At 69.8% G+C, this 15,942-nt stretch carries 13 protein-coding genes and 1 pseudogene; 3 read left to right on the forward strand and 11 right to left on the reverse strand.

The features are described 5' to 3' along the window. The 8 genes and pseudogenes from D455_RS0115250 to D455_RS0115285 all read right to left on the reverse strand — a co-directional run. A pseudogene (locus D455_RS0115250) lies at positions 1-681 on the reverse strand (hypothetical protein); the annotation flags it as partial. Continuing rightward, entirely contained in the window at positions 678-1,403 is a 726-nt protein-coding gene (locus D455_RS0115255; protein WP_040684899.1) for a hypothetical protein, read from the reverse strand. The gene D455_RS0115255 and the pseudogene D455_RS0115250, both read right to left, overlap by 4 nt. Before the next feature lie 66 nt (positions 1,404-1,469). Then, complete coding sequence (locus tag D455_RS0115260) at positions 1,470-3,155, reverse strand: ABC-F family ATP-binding cassette domain-containing protein (RefSeq protein WP_017571578.1); 1,686 nt, start codon at positions 3,153-3,155, stop codon at positions 1,470-1,472. 206 nt (positions 3,156-3,361) lie between these two features. Then, a complete protein-coding gene (locus tag D455_RS0115265) occupies positions 3,362-4,438 on the reverse strand; it encodes a class I mannose-6-phosphate isomerase (protein WP_017571579.1) in 1,077 nt (358 codons plus the stop codon). Then, positions 4,435-5,274: an SDR family oxidoreductase gene (locus D455_RS0115270; RefSeq protein WP_017571580.1), complete on the reverse strand. Its 840-nt coding sequence runs from the start codon at positions 5,272-5,274 to the stop codon at positions 4,435-4,437. The genes D455_RS0115265 and D455_RS0115270 overlap by 4 nt, the downstream gene beginning before the upstream one ends. Before the next feature lie 154 nt (positions 5,275-5,428). Then, a complete protein-coding gene (locus D455_RS32225; RefSeq protein ID WP_017571581.1) occupies positions 5,429-6,457 on the reverse strand; it encodes an FUSC family protein in 1,029 nt (342 codons plus the stop codon). A gap of 87 nt (positions 6,458-6,544) precedes the next feature. Continuing rightward, the gene (locus D455_RS0115280; protein ID WP_017571582.1) at positions 6,545-7,522 is read right to left on the reverse strand and encodes a TIGR03557 family F420-dependent LLM class oxidoreductase; all 978 of its coding nucleotides are present in this window, start codon (positions 7,520-7,522) and stop codon (positions 6,545-6,547) included. A gap of 687 nt (positions 7,523-8,209) precedes the next feature. After that, positions 8,210-8,842, reverse strand: coding sequence for a restriction endonuclease (locus D455_RS0115285; protein ID WP_051064639.1), 633 nt, complete (start codon positions 8,840-8,842; stop codon positions 8,210-8,212). A gap of 221 nt (positions 8,843-9,063) precedes the next feature. Here D455_RS0115285 and D455_RS0115290 point away from each other — a divergent pair, with 221 nt between their 5' ends. Both D455_RS0115290 and D455_RS0115295 read left to right on the forward strand, forming a co-directional pair. Beyond that, positions 9,064-10,035, forward strand: coding sequence for a bile acid:sodium symporter family protein (locus D455_RS0115290; RefSeq protein WP_017571584.1), 972 nt, complete (start codon positions 9,064-9,066; stop codon positions 10,033-10,035). A gap of 152 nt (positions 10,036-10,187) precedes the next feature. Next, positions 10,188-10,436: a hypothetical protein gene (locus D455_RS0115295; RefSeq protein WP_017571585.1), complete on the forward strand. Its 249-nt coding sequence runs from the start codon at positions 10,188-10,190 to the stop codon at positions 10,434-10,436. Between the two features lie 59 nt (positions 10,437-10,495). On the opposite strand, the gene D455_RS0115300 is transcribed toward D455_RS0115295, so the two are convergent. Continuing rightward, complete coding sequence (locus tag D455_RS0115300; protein WP_051064640.1) at positions 10,496-10,978, reverse strand: DUF2690 domain-containing protein; 483 nt, start codon at positions 10,976-10,978, stop codon at positions 10,496-10,498. An 800-nt stretch (positions 10,979-11,778) separates the two neighbouring features. Between D455_RS0115300 and D455_RS0115305 the strand changes: the two genes are divergently transcribed. Continuing rightward, positions 11,779-12,408 carry a class I SAM-dependent DNA methyltransferase gene (locus D455_RS0115305; RefSeq protein ID WP_026122655.1) on the forward strand — a complete coding sequence of 210 codons (630 nt, stop codon included), beginning with the start codon at positions 11,779-11,781 and terminating at the stop codon, positions 12,406-12,408. 795 nt (positions 12,409-13,203) lie between these two features. Here the strand turns inward: D455_RS0115305 and D455_RS0115310 are convergent. Both D455_RS0115310 and D455_RS0115315 read right to left on the reverse strand, forming a co-directional pair. Further along, the gene (locus D455_RS0115310; protein WP_017571588.1) at positions 13,204-14,139 is read right to left on the reverse strand and encodes a 5'-methylthioadenosine/S-adenosylhomocysteine nucleosidase family protein; all 936 of its coding nucleotides are present in this window, start codon (positions 14,137-14,139) and stop codon (positions 13,204-13,206) included. Beyond that, on the reverse strand, positions 14,136-15,866 hold the full coding sequence (locus D455_RS0115315; RefSeq protein WP_017571589.1) for a hypothetical protein: 1,731 nt from the start codon (positions 15,864-15,866) through the stop codon (positions 14,136-14,138). Before D455_RS0115315 ends, D455_RS0115310 begins: the two co-directional genes overlap by 4 nt. Between the last annotated feature and the right edge of the window lie 76 nt (positions 15,867-15,942).

Consider the following 15,942-nt stretch of genomic DNA (forward strand, 5'->3'; position numbering starts at 1 on the left):
GTTACGGGGCCTCTTGAGCAGGACTCGCACACCTACGAGCAGCAGTCCGAGAAGGGCGCCGGGGAACAGCGCCGCCGTCCAGAACCGTTCGGCGTCCCCCTGCGGGGACCGCACGGCGTCGCGGACGCTGGCCGCCTCGTCGGGCGGGATCTCGCTGGAGGTCGCGGGGCCGGTCGGTGCCGCCTCCAGCGCGTCCAGGAGACCTTCCATGCGTGGCGCGGTCACCGCACGGAGTTCCTCGGTGTCCACCTCGGACAGTCGGACGGGGCTGTTGAAGGTCGCCAGCGCCGTACGCCTGTCAGCGGTGACCGCCACGTAGACGCCGTCGTCGCCGGTCACCTCGTGCAGGGCGCGCAGGAACAGGAGGGGGCTGCCCCCGGTCTCGTCCGTGGGTACCGACGGATAGGCCACGACGTGGACCCTCAGGTCAGTCAGCGGCTCCGATGCCATCCGTTCCCGCAGTTCGTCCAGCTCCCGGTCGCTCCATCGGCCCAGCATGGTGTGGTGGACGTACAGGCGGTCCTCCTCCATTTCTCCGGCGATCCGCTCGATCCTGGACATGTCGTCGATGTCGGCGACGGTTCCGGTGTCGGTTGCCAGGGCGGGGGAGGCGGTCGTGGACAGCGCGAGGGTGCTCAGGGCCCAGGCCAGCAGGGCGCGTCGCAGCGGTGCGGGGTTCACGCGAGCCCCCGTTTCCGCGCCGGGCGCCAGTGCCAGTACCAGCGCAGGGCCGTGGCGACCAGAACGTAGGTCAGGGCTGCGCCCAGAGCGCCTCCGGCCCAGGGCACCCATCCGGACTCACGCCAGGTCAGGGTGGCCCTGACCTCGGGGCCCACCTCCTGGGTGGACACCACGTCCGACCGCGCGGGGAGTTCGGTCCAGGCCTGTTCCGCGAGGGCGTCCACGTCGGGGTGGTCCGCCATGCGCAGCAGGCGTTCGAGTGTGTCCTGGGGGAGTTCGACCCAGCGACCGGTCAGGCCCGCGTATTCCACCGCGCTCACCGGGATTCCCGCGGCCCTAAGGTCGGCATGGCCGATGTAGAGGCTGTCCACGGGCAGTACCAGGAGAGGGCGGTCGCCGTGCTCGTGGACGGCCTTGGCCATGTCGTACGCGGCCAGGTGGTCATCACGGCCCGCTACGACCAGCACGTCGACGTCGAAATGGTGTTCGTCCAGCAGGGCGCGCAGTTCGTCGGCGGTCTCACGCCGGTCGAGGATTCCCGCGAGTTCCTCCTGGACGAACACTCCGTCGTGTTCCTCCAGCATCTCGGCGTAGAAGGCTCCGGCGGCGGGGGAGGAGACGCCGGAGCCGGAGGAGGCGTGCGCCGCGGCGGGGGACCACAGCACGGCGGCCAGGAGGCCGAGCAGGCTCAGGGCACGGGCGAACAATGGGGGATGTCGCATGTGTTGTCTTCCAAGGCTTATGTGAGCTTGGGAAAGGCTATCGCGTGCCTGTGCTCTGGCCGTGGCCTACCTGCCGCGTCGCACCCGGCCCTCGTCCCAGACCGGTTCCGGCGCCTCGTACACGCCACCGTCCGCGCCGAACACCGCGAACCGGTCGAAACCGCGCGCGAACCAGCGGTCGTGCGTCACCGCCAGGATCGTTCCCTCATACGCCTCCAGCGCCGACTCCAACGCCTCCGCCGACACCACGTCCAGGTTGTCCGTCGGCTCGTCCAGCAGCAGCATCGTCGCACCCGACAGCTCCAGCAACAGGATCTGGAACCGCGCCTGCTGCCCGCCCGAGAGCGTGTCGAAGGTCTGCTCGGCGGCCCGCGCCAACTCGTAGCGGTCCAGCGCCCGCCCCGCCTCGTCGCGCGGCACGCCCCTGCGGGTGCCCTCGCCTCGGTGCAGGATGTCCAGCAGCGTGCGGCCCGCGAACTCGGGGTGCTCGTGGGTCTGCGCGAACCACCCCGGCAGCACCCGCGCACCCAGCCGCGCCACCCCGGTGTGCTCCACCGGCGGCACCTTCACCCGCTCCTCCTCCGACAGCTCCGACGACTCCGGATCGCTGCCGCCACCGGCCAGCAGCCGCAGGAAGTGCGACTTGCCCGAGCCGTTGGAGCCCAGCACCGCCACCCGCTCGCCGTACCAGACCTCAAGGTCGAACGGGCGCATCAGCCCGGACAGCTCCAACCCCTCGCACACCAGGGCGCGCCTGCCCGTCCGACCGCCGCGCAGCCGCATCCGCAGGTTCTGCTCCCGGGGCAGCTTCTCCGGCGGGCCAGCCTCCTCGAACCTGCGCAGACGGGTCCGCGCGGACTGGTATCGCGAGGCCATGTCGGAGTTGTAGGCGGCCTTCTGCTTGTACGTGGACACCAGCGCCCTGAGCTTGGCGTGCTCCTCGTCCCAGCGCCGCCGCAGCTCGTCCAGCCGCGCGAACCGCTCCCGCCGGGCCTCGTGGTAGGTGTCGAACGCGCCCCCGTGCGTCCACGCCGTGTTGCCCGCGGCGCCCAGTTCGACCGTGACGATCCGGTCCGGAACCCGGCTCAGCAGCTCACGGTCGTGCGAGACGAACAGGACCGTCTTCGGGGTGGCCAGCAGCGCCTCCTCCAGCCAGCGCTTGCCCGGAACGTCGAGGTAGTTGTCCGGCTCGTCCAGCAGCAGCACCGGCGCCGGACCCCGCAGCAGGGCCTCGATGACCAGCCGCTTCTGCTCCCCGCCCGACAGGGTGCGCACCTCGCGCCACCGGCAGCGCTCGTAGGGCGTGCCCAGCGCCGCCACACAGCACTGGTCCCACACGACCTCGGCGTCGTAACCTCCGGCGTCGCCGTAGCGGGCGATCGCCCCGGCGTAGCGCATCTGCGTCCTCTCACCGTCGTCGAGCATCATGGCCGCCTCGGCCGCCTCCAGGTCCGCGTGCGCCTCGCGCACCCCCGCGGGGGAGACCGACACCAGCAGCTCGTGGACGGTGGTCTCGTCGCGTACGTGCCCGATGAACTGCGGCATCACCCCGAGTTCGCCGTCCAGGGTGACCGCGCCGCCCTGGGGCCGCTGCTCACCGCGCACGATCCGCAGCAGGGTGCTCTTGCCCGAGCCGTTGGCTCCCACCAGCGCGGTCCGGGAACCCTCACCCACCCGAAGCGACACCGAGTCCAGCAGGACACGGCCGTCGGGCAGGGTGTGACTGACCTGGTTGACGTCGATGTAGCCCAAGACCGCTCTCCACGTGGAACCTCGCTCGTCGCGTCCGCGTCGGTGCGGGCGCCCGGGAAGGCTTCCACGCGCCGCGACGCGCCCGCAAAGGGTTTTCCGTGCGGACGGCGCTCCGGCGTCCCGGCACCGCTTCGCCTACCGGCCGGTCAGGGCGTGCCCAGCGGTCAGGGCGTCCGGGACGGCGCGGAAGGGACCCGTTCGCCGGTTCACAGGCCCTCACCGAGGGTGGCGATGACCTCGGGAGGGTAACCGGCGGCGGCCAGAGGGGTGACCACGTCGCGGACCAGGTCGGGCAGGTAGCCCAACAGCACGTCGGCCGGGCCCGTGACCTCCACCCCGCCCACCGCGGCCGGTAGCAGCAGGGTCCGGCCCCGGCCCAGCTCCCCGCTCCAGCTGCCGGACCGCACCTCGACGGGTGCCCCGACGTTGGTGAGGATCTGCGCGGTGGCGAACGAGTGGCGCAGGGGCTCGGCGGTACCGGCGTGCCAGCGTTCGAGCGCGAAGTACGGTCCGGCGCAGCAGAAGACCCGCTCCACACCGTCGCCGCACCCGATCCTCAACCCGGCGTGGAAGTTCGGCCTGGACTCCAGCCGGACCTCGGCCATCAGCGCATCCAGGTTCGCGTGCCACCGCTCCTCCGGAACCGGCGAGCCGTCCTCCATGTTCCAGCGCATCGCGTGCTGTTGGACGTCGGAGGTCTGCTCGATCTCGTAGACCAGGGTCCGGGGGCCGAAGCTGTGCGGTGTGCCACCCGGGACGTAGATCGTCTCCCCGGGCCGCACCGGCAGTCGGCGCAGCACGGTGTCGAAGTCCTGGTCGAGCAGCGCCTGGTGGAGCTCCTCCTCCGTCACCCCGCTTCTGACTCCGCACAGGGCGGTGGCTCCGGGAGGCGCGTCGAGGATGTGCCAGGCCTCGGTCTTGCCGTTGGCCTGGCCCTCCAGGAGCCGGGCGGTGGCGTCGTCGGCGTGCAGGTGCACCGGCAGCGTCCCGGAGGCGTCGATGAACTTGGTCAGCACCGGAAAGAACCTCCCGGACCAGCCCTCGCCCATCAACTCCTCCGGGTACTCCGTGACGAGTTCGCGCAGGGACCGGCCGGCCAGGGGGCCGTCGAGCACTCTGCTGCCGTTGCCGCTGACGTCACTGACCTCCCAGGTCTCCGCGACGGCCCAGTCGGGCAGCCCCTCCTTGCCCAGGTGGCGGGCGATGGCGTGGCCGCCGAACACCAGCTGCCGGGCCGGAGCACTCACCCGCAGCGGACGCCAGCCCGTGGCCGCCTCCGTCACAGGATCGGCTTTCCGCCGGTGACCGCGATGCGGGCACCGGACACGTAGCTGGCCTCGTCCGAGGCCAGCATCACGTACACCGGGGCCAGCTCGGCCGGCTGCCCGGCGCGTGCCAGGGGTACCTGGGAGCCGAAACCCTCCACCTGCTCGGGCGGCATGGTGGAGGGAATCAGCGGGGTCCAGATCGGACCCGGTGCCACGGAGTTGGCCCGGATGCCCCTGGAGGCCAGCATCTGGGCCAGCGTGGCGGCCATGTTGGCGATCCCGGCTTTGGTGACGTTGTAGGGCAGCAGGGTCGGGGGCGGGCTGTCGGAGTTGACCGACGTCGTTCCGATGATCGACGAACCGGCCCGCATGTGCGGCACGGCGGCCTTGGCGAGGTGGAAGAACGCGCTGAGGTTGGTCGCCAGGGTGTGGTCCCACTCCTCGTCGGGGATCTCCTCCAGCGACTCGTGGGTCATCTGGAAGGCGGCGTTGTTGACCAGTACGTCCACCCGGCCGAACTCCTCCACCGCCTTCGCGACGAGGGCCCGGCAGTGGGACGGATCCGCCACGTCCCCGGGGGCCAGGACGGCCTTCCGCCCGGCCTCGCGCACCCATCGCGCGGTCTCCCGCGCGTCGTCGTGCTCGTCCAGGTAGCCGATGAGCACGTCGGCGCCCTCGCGGGCGAAGGCGATGGCCACGGCCCGTCCGATGCCGCTGTCGGCGCCGGTGATGAGGGTCGCCTTGCCGGTGAGCCGCCCCGAGCCCCGGTAGGACTCCTCGCCGTGGTCGGGCCTGGGGTCCATGGCGTCGGTGCGGCCGGGCGGGGTCTGCTGCTGTGAAGGCTGGGACACGGCGTCCTCCCGTAGACGAAGTAGTCACAACGCTACGTTCCGTTCGCGGCGATGGCGTGGAGGGACGCAGCAGTCTCCGCAGAAACCGAATTTGACTCCGGGCACGCCACTCTCGCGGGCGAGCGGCCGCCTGCCCGCAGCGGACGCCCCGCGCTCACCGTGTCAGAGCGGTGAGGTCGACAGCGGTCAGGCGCACTCGGGTGACGAGTACGGCGAGGGCGGGGGGAACGTCGGTGGCGGTGAGTTGGAGCAGTGGTTCGGCCAGGGCGCCGGCATGATGACGGTGTGTCTGGGAGCGGAGGTCTCTGGCGGCTGCCTCCACCGCACGGGCGAGTTCGTCGACCGCGCGGATCACCCACTCCGGGACCACGCACTGACGATCGATGACCTCGTGGACGGCGTACGCGACGAGGAGAACGTCGATGTAGAGGGAATCCAGGTGTGCCAGGCGGTCGTCGAATTCGTGCACGCTGCGCCGTTGTCCACGCCCGCGCAACGTCCAGCGGGCAATCTCACGGCCAGTGTCCCGGGACGTGTACAGCGCGGCCAGTTCCCGGTATCCGGCACGCAGAAGTCGCAGGGTGTCCTGTGCTGCCGCGGGGTCGGTGTCGGTGAGGGCCCGACCGGCACCGCGTAAGCCCCGGGAAGCAAGGGTCAACGCCGTACGCGCGGCACGCTCAAGGAGGGCCAGGGGGCTGGGAGTCGCCAGCACCTGGCTGACCACGAGCGCCAGGAGCCCACCGATCAGTGCGCTGAGCAGGCGGCTGTATCCGGTTTCCGGGGTGTGCATGGCGATCACCAGCAACGCCGCGATACCGGCCTGAATGACAGTCAGCGGGTTCATGCTGAACGTCGACGCCAGGAGGACGGCGATCCCCGCGGCCACCCCGATCTCCCAGGGGCTCGTCCCCAGGTGGCGCACCAGTACCTCGCCGACGACGACCCCGACCACAACACCGCCGATGACACGGAACGCGCGTCGGCCCCGCGCTCCCGGCGCGTCAAGGAGACTGACCATCGCGGTGATCGGGGCGAAGACCGGGGTGGGCTCGTCGAGGACGAGTTGGGCGAGCCACCAGGCCAGCGCTGCGGTCACGGCTGCCAGGATGGCCCGCCAAGTGACCTGGCGGACGCGTTGTGCGGCATCCCGCGGAACCTGGAAGTACACCTGGGACGTCTCCACCGAGGTCGCGTCGTCACAGCACCGGCCACCCTTGAGGCCGCCAGAAGAAGCGCCCGAACCACGGTCGGCGCGGGTTCGGGTTTGTGGCTATCGAGTCTGGCGGGGTGTGAGCCCGCGGATGCGGTGGTCCAGTTCGCGTTGGTAGAAGTCGACGAACCCGTCGGGGTCCGGCCCGGCGTTCTGCATGACCAGGCGGTCGAAACCCGCGTCGACGTACGTGCGGACGGCGTCGACGTAGCGCTCCGGGTCGGGGCCGCAGGCGAAGTGTCCCAGGACGTCCTCCTCCCGGACCGTGGTGGTGGCGGCCGCGAAGTTGACCGGGTTGGGCAGCTCGCTCATGACCTTCCAGCCGGTCAGGGCCCACCGGGACGTCTCCAGGGCGGCCCGCGCGGCGGTGCGCTCGTCGGTCGCCCAGGCCATGGGCACCTCGGCGTAGCCCGGGCCGTCGCCCCCGGCGTCGCGGTAGTTCCGCACGATCTGCGACTTGGGCTCGGTCGCGAACAGCCCGTCGCCGAGTTCGGCGGCGATCCGGGCCGAGTCCCCGCCGCTGGCTGCGACGGCGATCAGCGGCGCCCGCTCGGGCAGGTCGAACACCCGGGCGTCCTCCAGCCGCAGGTACTCGCCCTCGTAGGACTGGTAGCCGCCGCTCCACAGGAGCCGGATGATCTCCAGTGCCTCCCGCAGCATGTGGTGGCGCACGTGGACCGAGTCGGGGAACTCCTGTCCGACGACGTGCTCGTTGAGCCGTTCCCCGGAGCCGACTCCCAGGACGAAGCGCCCCCGGGAGACCAGGGCCAGGGTCGCCGCGGCCTGGGCGATGATGGCCGGGTGGTACCGCACGGTCGGGCAGGTCACCCCGGTCACCAGCCCGATCCGCTCGGTCCTGGCCGCGATGGCGCCGAGCACGGTCCAGGTGAAGGGTGAGTGGCCCTGGTCGTCCAGCCAGGGGTGGAAGTGGTCGCTGATCTCCACGAAGTCGAAACCGGCGCTCTCGGCCAGCTCCGCCTGCCGGATGAGCTCCTCCGGCCCGAAGGCCTCGGTCGCGAGTTTGTATCCGATCTGCATCCGTCTCCCCCGTTCGATGGCGTCGGCTCCGGCCGACGGAACGCGGGCTGCTGATGCCCACGTGCCCTCACCCGGCAAACCCATACAACTACCCTCCGTTTCGATCGGGGTGTCACGACACACGCCCGGCGAAGGCTCCGGGTGCGGCACGGTCGGCGAGCGGAACGGGCTCCGCGTCCGCGTCGCCGATGGCGCGCTGGTGTACGAGGACATCCAGCCGCTCCCCAACGGCACCCGCACATCGGCACGGCCCTGCCGCACCCGGGCCGCACGCGACCGTCCGCCCCGGGACAGCGCGACCACCGGCGAGGGCCCCGCCAACGGGCGCGGTGAGCCGCGGGAGCTCCGACGCGGGCAGGAGGCCGGGACCGACGCCATGGACCCCGGGCCCGACCACGGCGAGGAGTCCTACCGGGGCTCGGGGCGGCTCACCGGCAAGGCGTCCCCCATCACCACCACCTGCCGCCACGCCGCGTTCCCTCCGCGCGACGTCACGACACGGCCTTCGGGACGGCCGCTCCCCCGTCCTTCCCCCGGTCGGACCCGTGCCCCTCACAGGGAACGGGGAACTGGTGGCTCCACGCGCTCTCCTCCGAGGACGAGACCGGGGAGTACGACCACCCGGCCGTCACCTTCGCCGGAAAGACACTCTGAGCACACACGCCGCCGCCCGGCCCGGGGCCGCGGTCACCTCCTCGGCGGCTCCGGCACGTCGACACCACCCATCCACCGCGACAACCCGTCCCGGTCCACCAGCACCATGTGTCCCTCCCCCTCGCGCGCGGCGGCATCGGTGAAGCCGTTCGAGGCCACGAAGATCCCCTGGTAACCCTCGTGGCTGCTGTTCAGGACCCCGATGAAGGCGCGGACCTCGTTCGGCGGCACGGGGTGGGCCCACCGTTTGCACTGCACCACCACCGCCTGCCCGTCCCGGGCCCGGCCCAGGACGTCCACGCCCCCGTCCTCGGCCCCGCCGACCACGGTCACGGCGGTGTAGCCGTGCACCCGCATCAGACCGGCGACGTGCTCCTCGAACTCCGCGCCGGACATACGGTCGACCTCGGACAGGTCGACCCGCCCGACCAGGCGTTTCTCCCGGGCCAGGCGCATCCGCGCCCGCGCCCACCACACCAGGGCGGCCACCGCCAGCGCCGCCGCGACCCACAACAGCGGCCACGCCGCGCTCCGCGCCACCCACGTGCCGACCATCAGCGCCACCACGAGGGACAGGACCAGACCGTTCCGGTGCCGCCGCACGAACCGCCATTCCCGTGGGCCGGTGCGGCCCCTCGTCCCTTGTCCGGAGGAGATGTTCGCCATGGGAGGCCCCTTCCCGGGGCGGACGGGTCATCACCACCTCCCACGATCCACCCCTGTGGGGATGCCCACAGGATCGGGCCGTCCTCGGCGCCGCCCCGCCCCGGACCCGCGACGACGCCGAGGACTACCATGACCGCGCGGCGACCGACCCCTCGCGGCGGCGACCGCCCGGGGAACAGGTGTCCCGCCGCCCCGGGGCACACACGGGAAGTACGTGATCCATGACAGTCATCAAGAACATCGCCGACTTCGTCGGCCGGTGGTTCGCCCTCCTGGTCCTGGCTGGGGGGATCATCGGCCTCCTCGCCCCGGAGCAGGCCTCCCTCGCCGCCCCGTACATCTCCCCGCTGCTGGGCGTGATCATGTTCGGCATGGGGCTGACGATGCGCCCGGTGGACTTCGCCATCGTGGCCAGGCACCCCGGGGCCGTCATCTTCGGGGTGCTGGCCCAGTACACGGTCATGCCGCTCCTGGGCTGGGCGATCGCCCACGCACTCGGCCTGCCGCCCCTGCTCGTCGTGGGCATGGTCCTGGTGGGCTCCTCACCCGGCGGCACCGCCTCCAACGTCATCGTCTACCTCGCCCGAGGCGACGTGGCCCTCTCGGTGGCGATGACCTCGATCTCCACCCTGCTCGCCCCCGTGGTGACCCCGCTCCTGGTCCTGGGCCTGGCCGGTTCGTCCCTGCCCGTCTCCGCGGGCGACCTGTTCCTGTCGATCCTCCAGGTCGTCCTCGTCCCGGTCGTCGCGGGCCTGCTGCTGCGCATGGCCGCGGGCCGGTTCGTGGAGGGGGTGCTGCCCGCGCTGCCGCTGGTGTCCGTCACCGGCATCGTCGTCGTGGTCGCCGCGGTGGTGGGCGCCAACGCCGACGCCGTGCTCTCCACCGGCCTCCTGGTCGCCCTGGCCGTGGTGCTGCACAACTCCTGCGGCCTCGTCCTGGGTTACCTGGTCGGCCTGGTCACCAAACTGCCCGAGAGCGCCCGGCGCGCGGTCAGCGTCGAGGTGGGGATGCAGAACTCCGGCCTCGCCGCCGCCCTGGCCACCGCCCACTTCGCGCCGCTCGCCGCCCTGCCCGGCGCCCTGTTCTCCGTCTGGCACAACATGTCCGGTGCGCTCGTCGCCACCTACTGGGCCCGCCGCGCCCCCAAGGGCGCTCCCGAGGAGAGCTCCTCCGAGGAGGCGCCCCGGTCCTGAACCCCGCCCCGCCGCCCGCCCACGGGCGGCGGGGCCCGAACCGGTTACCCGGCAACACCGGGGTTCACACCTGCCCTCACTGGCCTGAACCGGACACTCTTCCTTTCGTCACCGACCCACGACACAGGGCGATCGCTGTCAGGCTGGTGCCCATGCCAGAGCGACGCCGCCGGTTCCTCCGCCCCTGCACCGGACTCCTCGCCCTCGCCCTCACCGTCCTCCTGGGCGACCTCCACGTCCCCCTCGCGCTCCGCACCCCTCCCGCGTACACCGCGGTCGTCACCGCCCCGGCGGGGGAGGCCGATCCCCGACGGGAGAGGCACCGCGACCGCGTGCGCTGCCCCCGGCCCCGCCCGCCCGGGCGGGAGATCATCCCCCCTCCGCGCTGCCACTACGACTGACGCCGACAAGGACGCCCGCCGTCGACCGGCGGGCGTCTCGGGCGCGGACGGGGACCCGTTCAGCAGGTGCTGCTGAACAGGCTCAGGTCGTGTTCGGCCCAGTTGGTGCCGCCGACCTTGTAGTTGACGTATCCTCCGGCGCAGTTGTCGCTGGGTGAGTAGACCATGTTCCCCCAACGGGTGCCCGTCGTGGTGGTGTCACCGACGAACTGCACAAGAAGGCCGCGGTGGAGATCGCCGACGTCCATCCGCAGGCCGTCGCGCTGGGAGGCGGAGAGGGTGCCGGGGTAGTTGAGGATGCGTACCCAGTTGGTCTGGCAGTGGGACGACCAGCGCAGCTGGAAGGTCATGCCGTCACGGGAGGTCTGGTCGACCGTGACCGCGCCGGAGGAGCACCCGGTGGCCGCGGGGTCGGCACCGTCGTAGGCGTGGGCCGATGCCGGAGCCGCGGTCAGGGTCACGAGACCCAGCGCCGCGGCGATCACGGCCAGGCGACCGAAACGACGTGGGGTGCGTACGTTTCGGGAAGAGATCAAGGGCATGCGTGTGTCCTCGTGCTTGGTCCAACGGAAACTGAAAGACCATATTCTTGGACGAATGTCGTGTCAAGCGATAAAACGACCCTGACATGAGGGTTGCGATATGCCTTCCGGGGGCTGCCCGATCGGTCGGCCGCGCACTTCGAAGGTCTACTGGGAAACCGCTGCTTTCGACTGTCCGCGGTCCGTTTCCGCCGCCAAGCGGGCAACCGGGCACTGGCGCGGGACATGCCCACGTCTTCGTGCGCATCCGTCAACCTGGTGTAATCCTCGGTCGAGGACTTCCGCATTCTGTCAACGCGGGAGGCGGCGGCGCGGGGCAGGCGCATTGTTCCTTCTTGGTCCCTTTTCGGCCGCACCGACGACCGGCGGATCCGGGAACCACGGACCCGCCGGTCGCCCCATTGCCGAGGCGCCGCATCACCGGATCGCCATGGGGGCCGTCGTCTCCGCTCGGCAGTCCGACATCGGCGGGGTCCGGCACGTCCAGGGTGTGTGTCCCCGCCTCCGTCATCATGTGCCCCTCGGCGAGAGTCTCCGCGTACTGCCGTGGTGATCACCGGGGGCGACAGGACTCATCGGTTCACGCCCGGAAGATGACGAGGCGTCCGTGTGTCATGGCCCCACCCGTGTACGCACAGGTCACGAGGGGGCTTCGAACGGTTTGGGCGGAACTGGGAGAGCCAGTACACGAACACGGACACACCCCGCCCTGTACGGTCTCCCCTGATGCTTTCTGTCCTTTTCGCCGGAAACCACGGGAACACCGACGGCCGGACAGCGATCACGAGGAAAGGCCGAGTATGAGCGAACATCGACGTCTGTTGGACCGCGTGTACGCCCTGAAGAGTCCTGCCGAGTGCGAGAGCACCTACGACGAGTGGGCCACGACCTACGAGCACGACACCACCCAGGGCATGGGGTACGAGGCCCCCGAGCACGCCGCCGAGCGCCTGAGCCGCCTGCTGGCCGACCGGCCGCGGGCCGAGGTGCTCGACGCCGGGTGCGGGACCGGACTGGTCGGCGCCGCGCTGGCCGGGCACGGCCTGGAGGTCGTCGACGGGGTCGACCTGTCCTCGGCGATGCTGGAGCACGCACGCGCCAAGGGCGTCTACCGCGACCTCGCCAAGGCCGACCTGACCCGGCGCCTGCCCCTGGAGGACGCCTCCTACGACGCGGTGATCTGCGTCGGAACCCTGACCTCGGGACACGTGGGCCCCGAAGCGCTCGACGAACTGGTGCGGGTGGCCCGCCCGGGCGCACCCGTCGTGGTCACCGTCCTGGACCGGATCTGGGCCTCCTCCGGGTACGAGGCCAGGGTCGGGGCGCTGGAGGAGGCCGGGGCCGCGCGCCTGGAGGAGAGCACCCCGCAGAGCGCCTACCACACCAAGGAGGACATCACCTGCAACCTGGTGGTGCTGCGGGCCCTGTGACCCGCCGGGGCGGCGCCGGACCCGCCCGGCGCCGCCCCGAACTCGGAGCCTTGGTTCACCAGACGTCCGATGTGTACCGTGGTCAGGTCTCATGCGATGGATCGGAGGGTGAACTGTCGAAGGCGTAAGAGCTTCCCGCCCACACAGTGTCGAAGAGGCTGAGCGCCGACTCGTACAGCACTCCGGGTGCGCGTACGTAGAGGCAGGGGGGGGGANGAGGTAGGCGGCGCGGTTCGTGGCCACGACGCGGAAGGTGTTGGGCACATCGAACAAACGCACTTCGGTTCCTGGGCGTTGCCGGGCCACCCGAGCTAAGTAGTCGGTGTTCGCCCGCACCTGTGCGTTGAGCAGTCCCTGACCGAAAGCCGGGTCGTTCCGCCCCAGGTCCTCCTCCCGCTGGGCCAACCAGGTACCTGGCCGGGCGTCGGGATCGGGTAGCAGTATCCGTACCGGGACCGTGTGGGTCGTTCTGTTCGACCACAGAGACGAGAACGCATCCCGGGTGAGGGCGTTTCCCCGACCGGACAGGACTTTGACCCATGTGGCTCGGGCCAGGTCGTCCGCCATGTCCTGCTCGGCGGAGCGCTGTTCTCGGTACATGCGGACGAGCCCGGTCCCGGTGAGTCGGGCCAGGAGCCCGACCAGCCACCATCGTGGCCGTGAGGAACGCAGCCACCCGGCGGCCACGAGGATCATGGTGGCCAACAGGGAGCTGAGTACGCCGAGGAGAAACGCTGTCACGGAAACTCCCATCGTCACGGGTGGGGCTGCTGCAGGGCACTGTGCTGAGCGGAGTCAGCACAGGTAGGGCAGCAACTCCCTGACGATGTGGGCCGCGTTGTGGGCGGCCAGGTCGTGGCTGTCGTCGTTCTTTTCCTGGTCGGCGTTGTCGGAGACGCCGCGCACGACCACCCAGCCAGGGTTGCCCTGTCCGTGTACCGAGTTCTCCTGCCAGAACTGACTGAGACCGCCGGATTCCATGTCCACCGCCAGAACCTTGTCGTTGTAGCGCGTGAGGAAGTCGCGGATCTCGCTGTCTTTGGCGGCGATGACCGCCTCGCCGGAACCGATCAGCCCGTGAAGGGCCTCGAAGGTTCGTTTCCGGTGGTTCTTGACCTGGCCCCGGAACATCGCGGGTTCTCCGTGGTCGGTGAAGAAGGCGTTCACCGCGTGAACGACTCGTGCTGGTGCTTGTCGCTCCTCGCCCCTGGGCTGGACTTCACCCTCTGACTTGATCTTGCGGGCGTCGTAGTAGACGACCCGGGTGGAGACGATGACGTTACCGATCCTGGCACACACGGGATCGAGGCCGCCTCCGATGCCGACCAGGACCCACAGACGCGGGTCGAAGTGGCGGCGCAGATGCTCCAGGGCCGACATCACCGACCGTTGCCCGGGGCTGTGGGTCTGGGTGGCGGCAACGGAGACGGCGCCGGTCTCGGTGGTGACCTCCCCCGTGGCGAAGAACAGGCCGTCGTGTCGTTTTTCGGTGGTCAGGCCCAGGTGCTCGGTGACCGCCCGCATTTCCTTGGGCAGGATGGTGACGACACCCACGTCCCAGCACCGCCTCCTCTCCTGGGCGTTGGTCTCGGTGGGTGCCGATGAGGTGGGCGGGCTCGCCCAATGGTTGGTGACGTGTGCTCCGTCGCCGAATGTGGTGTTGCTGATGTTGTTGTTGCCTCCCATGTTGACGATGCCGCTGTTGTGGCTGGGCAAGTGGTACTGGTTCATGCCGTGCCTTCGTTCTGTGCGGTGCTGGCGGTCTGCGGGAAGTCGTGGTTGTGGCTCTGTGCCTGGTGGCCGAACGCGGTGTTGCTGATGTTGTTGTCGCCGCCCAGGTTGACGATGCCGCTGTTGATGATCTGCATCGCGCGGTTGTCGAACTCGGAGATGTCGACGTTGTGGGAGCGGAGGAAATCGCTGGTGGCCCTGAGCAGGCGTAGTTCGATGTTCTTCATATGACTCAAGAGGTAGGTTTTGTCGAACTGGGCTTGGCTCCACTCCTGCGCCTGTGCCTGGCGGATACTGATTCGGCTTCCGATGGGAACGTTGCGGATGGGGGTGAGGGTCAGGTCCCTCCGGTACAGCACGAGGGCCTTGGCTAGGATGTAGGGATAGCGCACGACTTTCCACAAGGCCGTGACCTCTCGGGGGAGGGAGATCAAGGCTGCGAAGGCCGCCCCCACGATGGCACGCTTGCCGTTCTGGCCAAACTCCTCGGCCTTTCGAAAATGGTCGGGATTGCGGGTGAGGGCGCAGGCGGCGAACGACAGGCTCAGAGTGCGTCCTCGCAGACTGACCTGAAGGAGAACCGTGGCCATGAGTTCCGACCCCGCTTCGGGAACGCTTACTTCCAGGAAGTGGTAGCGCGCAGGGTCCTGCTCGTTGATGACGCGGCGCATCAGCGTCTCGTCGACCGGATTGCGGAGTAGCGTGCGATCCGCGGAGACGTCCGACTCGGCTACGTAGACGCGGTCACGTACTTCGACGGGGAGGCGGACCTCCTCCTTGTCGCTTTGGAGCTGGGTAACGACCTCACGTAGGTGGTCCACCAGTTCATGGGTTCTGAAGGGCGGGTAACGATGCTCCCGCTGGTTCAGCGGCAAGTCTTCGTCGCCTGGTCGTAGGAGTTGGATATTCATGGGCGGGTTCCACTGGTGGATGAGTTCGCCCGCCCCTATGAAGGGGGACTCCTCACCGAAGAGCGTGAACACGGTGCTCTCCTCGTCGTCCGCGCCCTTGTGCTTCGGGCGCCGGTAGATGACGTAGGGGTGTACTTGCTGCCGTTCCACGACCGACTCCCGGTGGGACATTCTGCGCGGTCGTAGTGTCTCCGCTTTGTGGATGTGGTTGATACGTAGTTGACGTACCACGTTCGCGAGGACCGCGGCGCCGACGACGGCGCCGCCCAGACATGCGGCCAGGAACGCCTCGGCTGGCGAACTGAGGGCCAGGGCCGTCATGATCAGGGTGACGGTCAGGGCGATCACTCCGACGTGTTTGAGTTGTCTGGCCCGGTTCCTCCGCAACCACCCGTTGGCGGGGAGCGGTCTCCCATGCGGCTTCGTTTTCTTCCTGGCGGTCGGGTGCTCGTCGGTTCGAGCGATCTCGGACGCCAGGGCGACGGCGCGATCCAGCAACAGCAGTAGTGTGAAGCCTCCCAAGGTCAAGAGCTCTGCGGTGGGGCGCCCCAGGGCGATTGGCGCGACGAGTACCGCGGTGGTCGTGAGCCGGGGGAGGGCGGCCAGGTGGGTCGCCCACCAGGCATGGCGCAGGACGGGAACGAGGTCGAAGCCGTAGGAGGGCGCCACTCTCCGGTGGGGGGCTGTACAGACCTCGCTGGTGACGAGGTCGCGGAACTTCTCGTCGACGTAGACGCCCGCGCAGAGGTGACGGGTGGCGTCACTGGGGATTTTTGAAGAGCTGTCCGGGCCTGGAGCTGCATGGAGGGTGCTCATGCCGTTCCCTTGCGTCTGCCGCTTTAAGGTCAACTAGACCATAACTATCGGGCTGATTTAAGTCAATGTGACCTTT

This window comes from Nocardiopsis halotolerans DSM 44410 (assembly GCF_000341065.1).
Lineage (GTDB): Bacteria > Actinomycetota > Actinomycetes > Streptosporangiales > Streptosporangiaceae > Nocardiopsis > Nocardiopsis halotolerans.